The organism is Ruegeria sp. R13_0, from assembly GCF_017743995.1.
Lineage (GTDB): Bacteria > Pseudomonadota > Alphaproteobacteria > Rhodobacterales > Rhodobacteraceae > Ruegeria.
The window spans coordinates 88,260-102,535 of sequence record NZ_JAGHRB010000009.1 but is presented as its reverse complement, the minus strand read 5'-3'; the positions used below and the strand labels follow the sequence as shown (position 1 = coordinate 102,535).

General features: G+C 59.4%; 14 protein-coding genes. 3 read left to right on the top strand and 11 right to left on the bottom strand.

The window, feature by feature from the left end:
- Positions 1-31 precede the first annotated feature (31 nt).
- Positions 32-442 (top strand): SufE family protein, encoded by a 411-nt coding sequence (locus J7394_RS13240; RefSeq protein ID WP_170374327.1) that lies wholly within the window; start codon positions 32-34, stop codon positions 440-442.
- 2 nt (positions 443-444) lie between these two features.
- Here the strand turns inward: J7394_RS13240 and J7394_RS13235 are convergent, their stop codons facing one another.
- On the bottom strand, positions 445-1,104 hold the full coding sequence (locus J7394_RS13235; protein ID WP_209253661.1) for a DUF1638 domain-containing protein: 660 nt from the start codon (positions 1,102-1,104) through the stop codon (positions 445-447).
- A 110-nt stretch (positions 1,105-1,214) separates the two neighbouring features.
- On the bottom strand, positions 1,215-1,913 hold the full coding sequence (locus tag J7394_RS13230; RefSeq protein WP_209253659.1) for a B12-binding domain-containing protein: 699 nt from the start codon (positions 1,911-1,913) through the stop codon (positions 1,215-1,217).
- Between the two features lie 255 nt (positions 1,914-2,168).
- Here J7394_RS13230 and J7394_RS13225 point away from each other — a divergent pair, with 255 nt between their 5' ends.
- Positions 2,169-3,236 carry a PA0069 family radical SAM protein gene (locus J7394_RS13225; protein ID WP_209253657.1) on the top strand — a complete coding sequence of 356 codons (1,068 nt, stop codon included), beginning with the start codon at positions 2,169-2,171 and terminating at the stop codon, positions 3,234-3,236.
- 8 nt (positions 3,237-3,244) lie between these two features.
- On the opposite strand, the gene J7394_RS13220 is transcribed toward J7394_RS13225, so the two are convergent.
- The 3 genes from J7394_RS13220 to gltX all read right to left on the bottom strand — a co-directional run bounded on the left by J7394_RS13220 (position 3,245) and on the right by gltX (position 7,187).
- Complete coding sequence (locus J7394_RS13220) at positions 3,245-4,138, bottom strand: autotransporter domain-containing protein (RefSeq protein ID WP_247748211.1); 894 nt, start codon at positions 4,136-4,138, stop codon at positions 3,245-3,247.
- A gap of 228 nt (positions 4,139-4,366) precedes the next feature.
- Positions 4,367-5,662 (bottom strand): citrate synthase, encoded by a 1,296-nt coding sequence (gene gltA, locus J7394_RS13215; RefSeq protein ID WP_209253653.1) that lies wholly within the window; start codon positions 5,660-5,662, stop codon positions 4,367-4,369.
- A 124-nt stretch (positions 5,663-5,786) separates the two neighbouring features.
- Complete coding sequence (gltX, locus tag J7394_RS13210; protein ID WP_209253651.1) at positions 5,787-7,187, bottom strand: glutamate--tRNA ligase; 1,401 nt, start codon at positions 7,185-7,187, stop codon at positions 5,787-5,789.
- Between the two features lie 78 nt (positions 7,188-7,265).
- On the opposite strand from gltX, the gene J7394_RS13205 reads away from it, so the two are divergent.
- Complete coding sequence (locus tag J7394_RS13205; protein ID WP_209253649.1) at positions 7,266-9,317, top strand: ComEC/Rec2 family competence protein; 2,052 nt, start codon at positions 7,266-7,268, stop codon at positions 9,315-9,317.
- Here the strand turns inward: J7394_RS13205 and lexA are convergent.
- The 6 genes from lexA to J7394_RS13175 all read right to left on the bottom strand — a co-directional run bounded on the left by lexA (position 9,311) and on the right by J7394_RS13175 (position 14,136).
- Positions 9,311-10,009 (bottom strand): transcriptional repressor LexA, encoded by a 699-nt coding sequence (gene lexA, locus J7394_RS13200; RefSeq protein WP_209253647.1) that lies wholly within the window; start codon positions 10,007-10,009, stop codon positions 9,311-9,313. The two genes, J7394_RS13205 and lexA, sit on opposite strands and share 7 nt — an antisense overlap.
- Positions 10,010-10,087: 78 nt before the next feature.
- Positions 10,088-11,260 (bottom strand): gephyrin-like molybdotransferase Glp, encoded by a 1,173-nt coding sequence (gene glp, locus J7394_RS13195; RefSeq protein WP_209253646.1) that lies wholly within the window; start codon positions 11,258-11,260, stop codon positions 10,088-10,090.
- Positions 11,257-11,730: a cyclic pyranopterin monophosphate synthase MoaC gene (moaC, locus tag J7394_RS13190; protein ID WP_209253645.1), complete on the bottom strand. Its 474-nt coding sequence runs from the start codon at positions 11,728-11,730 to the stop codon at positions 11,257-11,259. The genes glp and moaC overlap by 4 nt, the downstream gene beginning before the upstream one ends.
- A complete protein-coding gene (gene trpC / locus J7394_RS13185) occupies positions 11,730-12,542 on the bottom strand; it encodes an indole-3-glycerol phosphate synthase TrpC (RefSeq protein ID WP_209253644.1) in 813 nt (270 codons plus the stop codon). Before trpC ends, moaC begins: the two co-directional genes overlap by 1 nt.
- Complete coding sequence (gene trpD / locus J7394_RS13180; protein ID WP_209253643.1) at positions 12,539-13,558, bottom strand: anthranilate phosphoribosyltransferase; 1,020 nt, start codon at positions 13,556-13,558, stop codon at positions 12,539-12,541. Before trpD ends, trpC begins: the two co-directional genes overlap by 4 nt.
- Positions 13,555-14,136, bottom strand: coding sequence for an aminodeoxychorismate/anthranilate synthase component II (locus tag J7394_RS13175; RefSeq protein ID WP_209253842.1), 582 nt, complete (start codon positions 14,134-14,136; stop codon positions 13,555-13,557). The genes trpD and J7394_RS13175 overlap by 4 nt, the downstream gene beginning before the upstream one ends.
- Positions 14,137-14,276 lie beyond the last annotated feature (140 nt).

Here is a 14,276-nt window from a genome sequence, read left to right as displayed (position 1 = left end):
CTTGTGAATGAAACAGAAGGACCGCCGCGCCATGGCAACGCCCGCCTTTGAAGAAATTGTCGAAGATTTCGAGTTCCTCGAGGATTGGGAGGACCGCTATCGCCATGTGATTGAACAAGGCAAAGCGATGGAGCCGCTGGACGACGCGCTCAAAGTTCCAGCCACCAAAGTCGACGGCTGCGCCAGCCAGGTGTGGCTGCACCCGATGATCGACGGTGGCGTGTTTCGGTTCGATGGGGATAGCGATGCGCTGATCGTCCGTGGCCTGATCGCGGTTTTACGTCTGCTTTACAACGACTTGCCAGTGGCCGAGGTGATCAAGGTCGACGCTGGCGGAGAGCTTGCGCGGCTGGGCCTGAATGACCACTTGTCCGCTCAGCGGTCGAACGGTCTGAGGGCGATGATCGAACGCATCCGTGAAGTCGCGCAGGAGAAAGCGTAGCGTCAGCGGGTTCTCGTCGCCCAATCGGTCAGCGTAGTTTCCAGATCGCCATAGCCGGTCAGGCGACGCTCAAAATCCAGACCCATACGCTCGGCGCATTCCTGCGCGCGCGCCGTCAGCGCGGGATCATCTGTTTGGGCTTGATAGACCAGTTTGGTGTAGTTCCCGAAATACATGTCTCGCAGTTGGGGGTGGCGATCCAGACCCAGCGGTTTCCAGACAAAGGCGTCGAACTGCCGGGCCAGAAAATCGGTCAGGTAGAAGGCGGTTGTCTCGTCCTCACCCTTCGCGGCAAAGACCTCATTCCCCTCGAAAAACGAATAGCAATGTGGGCCTTTGACCATCTCGACACCCAGCCGGTCGCACGCCTGTTGCAGCAGGCCGCCGGTGCCGCAATCTGCGTAGACCACGAAAACCTGATCGTATTTCTCACGATGCTTGGCAATTGCATCCTCGACGGCCTGAGTGATCTTCTCAGGGTGAACATGAAGGATCGCGGGCAGGCAGGTCAGATCCATATGGTCCCAGCCCTTGCGGGTCTTGAGATCCAGAATCTCGCGCGCCAAGGCCCCACAGGCCAGCAACAGAATACGGCCCTTGCCGGTTTCGTCATATCCATCGGTCGTCAGACTGGCGTCATCGGGATGTTGGTTCTGTGACATTCCGGGGTCCTCTGGCTGGCTGGTCCGGGTGATTTCGCCCGAAACCGTGGCTTGGAACAAAAAAGGCCGCCCGAAATCGAGCGGCCCCTTCAGAACATAAAACGGTGTTCTTATCCCGCCAACTGGTTGTGCTTGCGCGAGACAAAGTCCTTTGCCATCTCAACCGCAACGGCGGCGTCACGGCAGTAACCGTCTGCACCGATGGCTTTGCCGAACTCTTCGTTCAGCGGCGCGCCGCCGACCAGAACGATGTAGTCGTCGCGAAGGCCTTGTTCCACCATCGTGTCGATCACGACCTTCATGTATGGCATTGTGGTGGTCAGCAGGGCGGACATGCCCAGGATGTCGGGCTGTTCGTTTTCCAGCGCTTCCAGGTAGTTTTCAACCGGGTTGTTGATGCCGATGTCGACAACTTCGAAACCTGCGCCTTCCATCATCATCGACACAAGGTTCTTGCCGATGTCGTGGATGTCACCCTTCACGGTGCCGATGACCATCTTGCCAACGCGCGGTGCGCCAGTTTCAGCCAGCAGAGGCTTCAGGATCGCCATACCGCCTTTCATCGCGTTGGCGGCCAGCAGAACCTCGGGCACGAACAGGATGCCGTCACGGAAGTCGTGACCAACGACAGTCATACCACCGACCAGTGCTTTGGTCAGGATGTCGTAGGGGGTCCAGCCGCGCTCGAGAAGGATGTTGGTGCCTTCTTCGATCTCTTCTTTCAGACCGTCGTAGAGATCGTCGAACATCTGTTCAACAAGCTCTTCGTCATTCAGTTCGGACAGGATGATGTCTTCTTCGTCGGACATGGGATGATTTCCTGAGCTATGCGGACTCGTGGCCCGGGGTGGCATTTTTTTCGTTTTGGCCAAAACGTCGCAGATTTACTGTGACGATTGCGACCTCGGCGGTTTCGGGACCGACGTTTATGTCAAAAATCGGCATCGGGCGACAGAATAATATGCATGATCATCCTGTGTCTGGCTCAGGTTAGCAAAAACAGGGGGTGGTTGCCTCGCGTTCAGTATTCGCTTACCTATAGGGTGGGAACGTAAGGTGAACAAATGCAGCCTCAAACCAATATCCGCGCTCGAGGGACCGCATCCAATGACGCGGGTCGCTTTGAAAAACTTGCCACGGTCCAGACGGATGACGGTTGGGACATCGAAGAAGATCAACCGCTTCTGAGAACCGAGGTTCGGGACGAGGTGGCGCGCAGTGTGATCACCTATAATCGCTCTCCCGACCTGCCGTTCGACCGCTCGATCAACCCGTATCGGGGGTGCGAACATGGCTGCGTTTATTGCTTTGCGCGGCCCAGTCATGCCTACCTTGGACTGTCGGCAGGGCTGGATTTTGAGACCCGTTTGACCGCGCGTGGCAATGCGGCTGAGGTATTACGCAAGGAATTGTCCGCGCGGTCCTACAGGGTCGCGCCAATCGCCTTAGGCACTAACACCGACCCTTATCAACCCGTTGAAAAAGAACGCGGGATCACGCGGGCCTGTCTTGAGGTTCTGAGGGATTTCAACCACCCCATAGCGATCGTGACCAAAGGGACCTTGGTCGAGAGGGATCTGGATATTCTTGCGCCCATGGCAGCGCTGGGGCTGGTACGCGTCGGGATATCGCTGACAACTTTGGACGCGGGCCTATCTCGCCGAATGGAGCCGCGGGCTCCGTCTCCCAAACGGCGGTTGGAGGTCATCCGACGTCTCACCGGGGCAGGGGTGCCGGTGCGGGTGATGACCTCGCCCGTTGTGCCCGGGCTAACCGATCATGAGCTGGAGACCCTGCTGGAGGCCGGGCATGATGCCGGCGCCGACACTGCGAGCTGGATCATGCTGCGCCTGCCCCGAGAGGTATCGGCGCTGTGGCAGGACTGGCTGGCCGAACATGAGCCCGCACGGGCCGAAAAGGTCATGGCACGGCTGCGCGAAATGCATGGTGGTCGCGACTATGACCCGCGCTGGGGTCATCGGATGCGCGGAGAAGGCGAGTATGCCGAATTGATCGCAAAGCGCTTCAAGGTGGCCGTTAAACGTTTGGGCCTGAAGGTGAAATCTGATGAGCTACGTCGCGATCTCTTCGCAAAACCTCCGCAGCCGGGCGATCAGATGAGCCTGTTTTAGACGGTACGTCAGAAGCTGATGCCGATCCCGGCTGTGAACCCGTTGACCGTGTCGCTACCATAGTAGCGCACCATGATCCGCGTGGTGCTCACCCACGGAACCCAGGTGTCGGACAGATCGACCTCGATCCCGCCGCCGACGCGTGCCAGCCAATCTGTGCCCAGAACCAGTGACTGATCCCCGATCAGGTAAGAGAAAGACAGATCTCCGACCCAGCGAACCGGGCGGCCAAACATCCGACCGCCTGTCGGAAACCGGTACCGTGACCAAAGCACGGCATTTGCAGCCGTCGATTGCACCAACAGGTCTTCGTCGTCACCAATGGGCCAGTATTCGATATGGGTGTAGCGAAAGCTCATCTCGAACTCTCGGTCATTGGTCTGAGGCCGTGCGTAGTCCAGCGTCAGCGAACCGCCAGCACCTCCAGCCCAGAGGCCACCGCTTTCGAGAAACTCCCCCTCGATGCCAAGCCGCTCGGCGATCACTTGGGTGGCGACCGAGGCATCAGACTGGGTGCGCCCGATCGAGATATGGGCCATGGGCGTCAGTTTCCAGCGCTCTCCCAAGTCGAACTGGTAACCGATACCGCCTGTTACAGCGGCGCTTGTCCATTTGAGCGGCAACGTAGTGGTCTCGCCGGAGCCAGAAAAGAACAGGACCGGGTCATAGCGCGCATAGCCTATATAGCCTTCAAGGTAGATGGGCACGCCTTCGCTCAGTCGAAAGCCCCCGCCCAATTGCGCAGATTTGAAATCATACTCGCGGTTTCCCGTGTTCGATTGCAGTGAGATCGCACTGGCCGAGTCATCAGGGATGCCAGCAAGGCCCAAAATTGCCAGAGAACCCGCCGCGTTTTCGCGCTGGATCTGTTTGAAAATGTCCTCAAGAATCCCTTGCGCCAAACCAGACGCCGGAAACGCAAAGAACGCCAGAAAGACTATTTGAAGGAACCGACATACCATCGCAACACAGGGTTTCTACAATTTCACGAGACCATATCCATGGTCTTAGGCTGAGAGAAGCAGGCGCAAAAACCGCCGGGGCAAGTGACGCAGTGCTACAACAAATCAGGATCAAAAAAAGGCCCCGCAACACCCGGAGCCTTGGTTTTGTTTGGTCTAGCGCGCGGTTCAGCGCTTTTCGATATCCACGTAGTCGCGGCTCGTCTCGCCCAGATACAGCTGACGCGGGCGGCCAATCTTGTTCTGAGGATCGGCGATCATCTCTTTCCACTGGCTGACCCAGCCGACGGTGCGCGACAGGGCGAAGATCGGCGTGAACATCGAGGTTGGGAAGCCCATCGCCTCGAGGATGATGCCCGAATAGAAGTCCACGTTCGGGAACAGCTTCTTCTCGGCGAAATACGGATCTTGCAGAGCTTCTTTCTCAAGCTCTTTGGCGACCTGCAGTTTCGGGTTGTTTTCAACACCCAGCAGATCCAGCACTTCGTCCGCAGATTGCTTCATCACCTTCGCACGCGGGTCGAAGTTTTTGTAAACCCGGTGGCCGAAGCCCATCAGGCGGAACGGATCATTCTTGTCTTTGGCGCGGGCGATATATTCCGGGATACGATCGACGGTGCCGATCTCTTCCAGCATCTCAAGACAGGCCTGGTTCGCACCACCATGCGCCGGACCCCAGAGGCAGGCGATACCGGCAGCGATACAGGCAAACGGGTTCGCGCCCGAAGACGAGGCCAGACGCACGGTCGAAGTCGAGGCGTTCTGCTCATGATCCGCATGCAGGGTAAAGATGCGGTCCATCGCACGGCTGAGGATCGGGTTCACCTCATATTCTTCGGCCGGAACGCTGAAACACATGCGCAGGAAGTTCGACGCATAGTCCAGATCGTTGCGCGGATACACGAAGGGCTGACCGGTGTGATACTTGTAAGCCCAGGCCGCAATTGTCGGCATCTTGGCGATCAGGCGGTGCGAGGCGACCTCGCGCTGATGCGGGTCCGAGATGTCTGTCGAATCGTGATAGAAGGCCGACATCGCGCCGACGACACCAACCATGATGGCCATCGGGTGCGCGTCACGACGGAAGCCGCGGTAGAAATACTGCATCTGCTCGTGCAGCATCGTGTGGCGCGTGATCGTGGATTCGAAGGTTTCAAGATCTTTTGCGCCCGGCAGTTCTCCGTAAAGAAGCAGGTAGCAGACTTCGAGGAAGTGGGATTTCTCGGCCAGCTGATCAATCGGGTAGCCGCGGTGCAACAGCTCACCTTTGTCGCCGTCGATATAGGTGATGGTGCTGTCGCAGCTGGCGGTCGAGGTAAAGCCGGGATCGTAGGTGAACACACCTGCCTGACCGTAAAGCTTGCGAATATCGACAACATCAGGCCCAGCAGTTGGAGAGTGAACGGGCAACTCATACTCTTTGCCATGGACGGTCAGAGTTGCTGTCTTGTTGCTATCAGTCATGGTTGTCCCTTCTTCATTTGTGCGCAGGTCAGTTCATCGCCCTGACCTGCGGGCAATGACTGCGCGCGGGCGCGCAGCCCGGGTGTGTTAGCGGTGCAGCGTTACCCGAATATGAAGATTGGGTTTAATCCGCTGCTTCAGAAAGCCGCGCCAAGGTTTCATCGCGCCCCAGCACAAGCATCATGTCAAAAACCGAAGGAGTGACTGCCCGACCAGCCAATGCCGCCCGAAGCGGGCCTGCCAGCTTACCGAACTTGACCTCCTTTGCTTCTGCAAAGGAATTCAGAGCCTCCTCCAGCTCGTTCCGGGACCAGCTAACATTTTGCAGCTGCGGCGTCAATTCACTCAGTATACCATCGGATACAGACGACAGCGCCTTTTGGGCTTTCTCATCGCACTCGATAGGGCGCGAGGTCAGTACAAAATGCGCTTTTTCAAGCAGTTCCGGGAAAGTTCGCGCGCGGTCCTTGAGACAATACATCGCGCTTTCCAGATCACCGGATTGTGTCTCCGAGAGAGGTGGCAGACCGGCCGCTGCCAAGTATGCTTCGATTTCACGCCGCAGCGCAGCATCATCTGAGATCGCAATATGCTGGCCGCACAGGTTCTCGAGCTTTTTCAGATCGAACCGCGCCGGGCTTTTGCCGATTCCACCCAGATCGAACCATTCTTTGGCCTGTTCATCGGTAAAGAACTCGTCGTCGCCGTGGCTCCAGCCGAGGCGGGCCAGATAGTTGCGCATCCCTGCGGCGGGGTAGCCCATCGCCTGATATTCCTGCGTGCCCAAGGCACCGTGACGCTTCGACAGCTTCTTGCCGTCCGGCCCGTGAATCAGCGGGATATGGGCCCAGACAGGAACATCCCAGCCCATCGCTTCGTAGATCATCATCTGGCGCGCGGCGTTGTTCAGGTGATCGTCACCCCGGATCACATGCGTTACGCCCATGTCGTGGTCATCCACCACAACCGCGAGCATATAGACCGGTGTCCCGTCCGAGCGCAGCAGAATCATGTCGTCCAACTGGTCGTTCCGGATGGTCACGTCACCCTGTACTTGGTCTCGGATCACGGTGGCGCCGTCCTGCGGGGCCTTGATGCGGATCACGAAGGGCATATCCGGATGCGTGGCCGGATCAGCATCGCGCCAGGGGCTGCGGAACAGGGTCGATTTACCCTCGGCCCGCGCCTGCTCACGAAAAGCCGCGATTTCGTCCTGGGTCGAGAAACACTTGTAGGCTTTGCCCTCTGCCAGAAGCTGATGCGCCACTTCGGCATGACGCGCAGCCCCTTCGAATTGGCTGATGACATCTCCGTCATGATCCAGTCCCAGCCATGCCATCCCTTGCAGGATCGCCGCCGTGGCCTCGGGGGTCGAGCGTTCCCGATCCGTGTCCTCGATCCGCAACAGGAACTTGCCGCCGCGTCCACGAGCATAGAGCCAGTTGAACAGCGCAGTACGCGCGCCGCCAATGTGAAGAAAACCGGTAGGCGAAGGGGCGAAACGGGTGACGACCTGATCGGACATTGTGTTGATTAACCTTTTGGTAACCGCGATGGGCTTAGCTTGGCGCCTGTCTAACGAGCCTCAAGGACGGGGGCAACCATGCGTGTTCTCGCACAGGTCCGGTTGGCGCTGCTGAACCAGATCGGGTTTTTGTTTCCGTGGTCTCCGGTGTGTTTGGGCCTTGGGATCGGTCTCTATTTCGGATTGCGGTTCGAACCTGAGGGGCCTTTGTACTTGGGTCTGGCCGTGGCAGGCTTGGCTTTGATCGGCTTGGGTCGTGTGTTGCCCGCCGGATGGGGCGCGTTGGCAATCGGGGGGGCGCTGGTGGCGGCTGGCTTTCTGCTGGCAGGTGCCCGCGCCCATATGGTGGCGGAACCGGTTCTGTCATGGCGATACTATGGCCCAATCGAGGGGAGGGTCGTCGCCATGGACCGCTCCGCCTCGGATGCGCTGCGATTGACGTTGGATCAGGTGCGGGTAGGGGACGTGCCAGAGTACCGGCGTCCGCAGCGCATCCGTCTTTCCGTTCATTCCGAGGTCGGGCCCATCGCGCCGGGACAACGGATCATGACCACGGCGCATCTGTCCCCGCCGCAAGGCCCTGTCGAGCCCGGAGGGTTCGATTTCCGCCGTCACGCCTGGTTTCAGGGGCTGGGCGCCGTTGGGTACACCCGGGTACCGGTGATGACCATCGCGCCGCCGCAGGACGCTGTGCAGGGCGTTCGGGTCACGGCCATTCGCATGGCAATCTCGGACCATGTGCGCGCCCATCTTCCGGGCGAGGTCGGAGGATTCGCAGCCGCCGTCATGACAGGAGACCGCAGCGGCATGGGGCAAGACACGCTCGATGCACTTCGCGCGTCAAACCTGGCGCATCTTCTGGCGATTTCAGGCCTGCATATGGGGTTGCTGACCGGGTTTGTTTTCATGGTTTGTCGCGTTGGATTGTCAGCGATCCCCGCACTGGCCCTCCGTGTACCCGTCCGCAAATTCGCCGCTGGATGTGCGTTGTTGGCCGCCGTTATTTACCTGATGTTGTCCGGCGGCAATGTCGCGACCGAGCGGGCCTTTGTCATGGTCAGCGTCATGTTCGGAGCGGTCCTGATCGACCGGCGCGCCATTTCGCTACGGGCCGTCGCGGTGGCCGCATTGATTGTGTTGACCCTGCGCCCCGAAACGCTGCTCAGCCCCGGTTTCCAAATGTCATTCGCGGCGACCACCGCTCTGGTCGCTGTATTCGGAGCACTGCGTGATTTCGGACCCATGCCGGGGCCGAAATGGTCCAAAGCTGCGATTGGTCTTCTGATGTCCTCGGCCATCGCGGGCCTTGCGACCGCACCAATCGGAGCGGCGCATTTTAATACAATGTCGCACTACGGCCTGTTGGCCAATCTGCTTTCCGTGCCTGTCATGGGGTCCATCGTCGTGCCCGCAGCCGTTGTCGCGGCGCTGTTGGCGCCTTTCAGGCTGGAGTGGATCGCGCTTGAGGTCATGGGGCTGGGACTGTGTTGGATCCTGATGATCGCGGAGTGGGTGTCCGGGTTGGACGGATCTCAGGGCTATGTGGTTGGCCCGCCATGGTTTGCCCTGCCCATGATCGCGTTGGGGGCGCTTTGGCTGGCTTTGTGGCAGGGCCGAGTGCGATGGGTTGGGGTGGCTCCGGTGGTCTTGGCCTTTGTGCTTTGGACCTCGGGCAACCGGCCTGAGGTTCTGATCGCCGAATCCGGTGGGCTGGTCGGCGTCATGACCACTGAGGGCCGCGCGCTCAGCAAAGAGAAGGGCAGCGGATTCGTGGCCACGGTCTGGCTTGAGAATGACGGAGACGGTTTGACACAAGGGCAGGCGGCCAGTCGATGGCCTGGCCATGCGGGTCAAGTGCAAAGGATCGCTTTGACCGGGGCAGAGGTGATCCACCTGACCGGCAAACGCGCGGCGCTTGAGTTTGACGAATGCAATACCGGTCAGATCATTGTGTCTTCGGTCGATCTGAAACTTAGTGGAGGTTGCACCATCTTCGACCCGGACCGGCTGTATGAAACCGGAAGCTTGTCGATCTCAGGTGGTAAAATCACTTCAAGCGCTGAAAGGATTGGGGATCGGCTGTGGTCCCCGAAATCCACGGGGACCCGCTCGAATGCTGGCAATCAGTAGGTCCGGATCAATCCGACCAGACGGCCCTGAACCTTGACTTTTTCCTGCGGCAGAACACGAGTTTCATAGGCGGGGTTCGCAGCCTCCAGCGCGATGGCTTTGCCACGGCGGAAGAACCGTTTCAGCGTCGCCTCCTGATCTTCGACCAGAGCGACAACGATATCGCCATTGTCTGCGGTTGAGGTTTCGCGGATCACCACAACGTCGCCATCATTGATCCCGGCGTCGATCATCGAATCTCCGCGGACCTCAAGTGCATAATGCAACCCCTGGCCCGAGACCATCGGGCCGGGCACTGCAACGCGGTGTGAGACATGGCTGATCGCCTCGATTGGCACACCGGCTGCGATCCGGCCCATGACTGGTAGCTCCATCGCGTCGACCGAGACTGGCTCGAAATTGGCAGGGCGCGGGCCCTCGGGCTTGTCGCCTTCGATCACGCGGGGGGTAAAGCCCGCCGTGGGCTCTCCGCCTAAGCTCTCTGGAAGTTTGACAATCTCAATCGCGCGGGCGCGGTGTGCCAGACGCCGAATAAAGCCGCGTTCTTCAAGCGCGGTGATCAGACGGTGGATGCCGGATTTGGATCGAAGGTCCAACGCCGCCTTCATTTCGTCAAAGCTCGGCGGAACACCGTCCGCTTGTACGCGTTTGTGGATGAATTCCAGCAAATCCAGCTGCTTCTTGGTCAGCATCGCTCATACCTCGTCGCTTATGCGTTTGCATTTGTTCTACGCATGTTCACGTTTTGTGTCAACGATTTTGAGGATGTTCTACAGCAGCAGGTATTGAACTTTGGCCCCTGCGGGCAAGGCCGGATCCTGCGGCGGGCGCATCAGTAGAGCATTCGCGTCGGCCAGAACGCTCAGCAAGGAACTGTCCTGATCCGCGCAGGCCCGAATGCCGTTTTCATCGAAAACCGCGCGCATGTAGTGTTCACGCGGACCATTGGCTGCAAGCGGTTCCGTCAATACGGTCGTTTTGAACGGGTTGAGAATGGCCTCCAGCCCCAGCATCCGCCGGACCAGAGGAACAAGGAACAAATAGCCGCAAACCATTGCACTCACAGGGTTTCCAGGCAGACCGACCATCGCTGCATCCCCCATGCGACCGGCCATCAGAGGTTTTCCGGGCCGCATGCGAATCTTGTAGAAGGACCGATCCATGCCCAACGCCTCGGAGACGTCAGAGACAAGATCATAGTCGCCGACAGAGGCACCTCCGATCGTGACCACCAGATCCGCGCCTTTGGCCAGACCAAAGGCGGTTTCCAGCGACGATGCGGTATCCCGCGCGATGGGGAGAATGCGAACATGCGCGCCCTCGCGCTCCAACAGCGCCTTCAGGCCGAACGTATTGGACGCGATGATCTGATCCGGACCCGGAACCTCTCCGGGCATCACCAACTCATCCCCGGTCGAGATCAATGCGATCTGTGGTTTCCGAGTCACGGGGACCTGAGGGATATTCATCGCCGCCATGAGCGCCATATCCTCGGGGCGGATCACGCGCGGGGCGGTGATTGAGGTGCCCTTGTTGAAGTCTATGCCCGCCGGTCGGATATTGGTCTTTTGGCCGGGATCGTCGCTGATGGTGATGAGGTCGCCCTTGCGGTCGACATCTTCCTGAATTACAACGAAATCAGTACCTTCCGGCACTGGCGCGCCGGTGAATATACGCACGGCCTGACCCGGACCCACTACGCCGTCAAAGCGGTTTCCGGCTGCCGATTCACCCACCAGTTTGAACATTGCGTGCAACTCAACCTCGGCCGCTTTGACCGCATAGCCATCCATGGAAGAGGCCGCGAAAGGCGGTTGTTCACGCGTAGCGCTCACGTCCTGCGCCAGCACACGACCTGCGGCCTCAGCCAGAGGGACGGTTTCTACGGGCAGCGTTTCAACCAGATCAAAAAGTAGGGCGCGGGCGTCTTCGACAGTGATCATGTCGCCTCGTAACGCCCTGATTTACCGCCATCTTTCAGCAAAACGCGAATGCCGCCGATCTCCATCGCCTTGTCGACCGCCTTGGTCATGTCATAGACGGTCAGCGCTGCGGTCGAAACGGCGGTCAGGGCCTCCATCTCAACGCCTGTCTGGCCCGAGGTCTTGACGGTGGCCTCGATCTGAACACCAGGCAGGTCGGGGTCCAGCGTCAACTCGACCGCGACCTTGGTCACCGGCAGAGGGTGGCAAAGCGGGATCAGGTCCGGGGTTTTCTTGGCCCCCATGATTCCCGCAAGCCGTGCGATACCCAGAACGTCACCTTTCTTGGCGCGACCTTCTGAAATCAAATCAAAGGTTTCCTGGGCCATCTTGATGTGACCGGCGGCTACTGCCACGCGGTCGGTCACCTCTTTATCCGAGACATCGACCATATGAGCCTGTCCCTGCGCATCAAAATGGGTGAGAGGCATCACATCACCCCGGGGATCAGCGGGTTGGAGAGGATGTGGCGGGTGGCCGAGGCAACGTCATCCTGTCGCATCAGGCTTTCACCGATCAGAAAGCAGCGCGCGCCGTAGCGAGCAATGTCCGCCAGATCCTCGGGTGTACCCAAGCCGCTTTCGCAGACGATGGTACGATCCCCGGGCACCAGCTTGGACAGGCGACGCGTTGTATCCAGAGTTGTCTCGAAGGTCTTGAGATTGCGGTTATTTATCCCGATCAGAGGGCTTTTGAGTTCGGTTGCGCGCTCCAGCTCTTCCTGATCGTGAACCTCGATCAGGACGTCCATACCCCAGTCAAACGCCGTCTGTTCCAACTCGGCGGCCTGAGCGTCCTCGACCGAGGCCATGATGATCAGGATGCAGTCGGCGCCCAAAGCGCGGGCTTCGACCACCTGATAGGGGTCATACATGAAATCCTTGCGCAGCGCGGGCAGGTTGGTCGCGGCACGTGCGGCGGTCAGGAATTCCTTGGCACCTTGGAAACTGGGCGTATCCGTCAGGACCGACAAACAAGCCGCGCCGCCGTCTTCATAGGCTTTTGCCAGCGCCGGCGGATCAAAGTCGGGACGGATCAAGCCTTTGGACGGGCTGGCCTTTTTTACCTCGGCAATCAGGCCATAGCCAGACCGGGCGGCTTTACGCAAAGCCTCGGCAAAGCCGCGAACTTCGGGCGCGTTTCTGGCTTCGCTTTCAAGCTCATCCAGGGATTTTTGCGCCTTGTCCGCTTCGATTTCTTCCAGCTTGTAGGCTTTGATTTTGTCCAGAACGGTCTCGGTCATGCGGCTTCCTGTGTGATCCGCGCCAGCGCGGTGACTTTTTCTTTTGCTTTGCCACTGTCGATGCTATCAGCAGCCATTTCAACACCTTCGCGCAGATCTGACGCGGCATCAGCAACGACCAGAGCGGCCGCTGCGTTCAACAGCGTCGCATCGCGATAGGCCGAGGGCACGCCGTCCAGCAAGGCACGGAATGCGACAGCGTTGTCTTCGGGTGTTCCGCCGACGATATCTTCGAATGGATGGACGGGCAGACCGGCATCTTCGGGATGTAGTTCGACCTCTTTGACGCGACCGTCTTCCAAAGCGGCGACCCAGCTGATGCCGGTGATCGTCAGTTCATCTGTGCCGTCTGAGCCATGTACCAGCCACGCGCGCTCGGACCCCAGCAGGCCCAGCGTTTCGGCCATGGGGCGGATCAGCTCGCGCGTGAAGGCGCCGGTCAGCTGGCGTTTGACGCCTGCGGGGTTGGTCAGCGGTCCCAGAATGTTGAAGATCGTGCGGGTTCCAAGCTCTTGCCGCGAGGGCATGACATGGGCGATCGCAGGGTGATGCATTGGGGCCATCATGAAGCAGATACTGGCCTCATTCAGCGCCTTTTCAACCACTTGAGGGCCAACCATTACGTTGATACCCATCTGCGCTTGCAGATCAGCGGTCCCCGATTTGGAGCTGAGATTGCGGTTGCCGTGTTTGGCGACCGTCACTCCGGCCCCGGCAGTCACAAAGGCCGTCGCGGTGGAAATGTTGAGCGTGTGCTTGCCATCACCGCCCGTTCCGACAATGTCCATCGCGCCCTCGGGTGCCTTCACCGCGTTGCATTTGGCACGCATAACGGCGGCGGCGGCGGCATATTCCTCGACCGTTTCGCCGCGTGTGCGCATTGCCATCAACAGACCGCCGATCTGGCTGGGCGTGGCTTCGCCGTCGAAGAGGATGGCAAAGGCCTGCTCGGCCTCGGCACGGGTCAGAGGGCGGTCGGCGGACGCTCCGATCAGCGGTTTCAGGGCGTCGCTCATGCGGGGACTTTCAACTCTTGCAGGAAGTTCTTGAGGAGGGCGTGGCCATGCTCGGACGCGATGGATTCCGGATGGAACTGGACGCCGTGGATGGGCAGCTCTTTGTGCTGCAGCCCCATGATGGTGCCGTCTTCCAGTTCTGCCGTGATCTCGAGGCAGTCGGGCAGGCTCTCGGGTTCAACCACCAGCGAGTGATAGCGCGTGGCCTCAAACGGAGAAGGAAGCCCGGCGAAAACACCTTTGCCGGTGTGGTTCATGGTGCCCATCTTGCCATGCACGATCTCATGGCAACGCACGACTTTACCGCCAAAAGATTGCCCGATGGTCTGGTGCCCCAGGCACACACCCAAAAGCGGAGTTTTGGTCTCGGCTGCGGCTTCGGTCAGGGCAAGACAGATGCCCGCCTGATCCGGGTCGCAGGGGCCGGGGCTCAGCAGGATACCGGCGGGATTCATCGCCATGGCCTCTTGCACGTCAAGCGCATCATTCCGGCGAATGACCATTTCGGCCCCAAGTTCGCCCAGATAATGCACCAGGTTGTAGGTAAACGAGTCGTAGTTGTCGATCAGCAGCAGCATTTGGCACTTGTCTTCGCTTGGGCATTTCAGGCTGGCGATGCAGCCCCGGGCCACGGTATAATGTCGGGACATACATGCTCAGGCTTGTGAGGCAGCGTCAAGAGGACATCCCGTTCTTGACCCGCTATCAGGTCGAGCGC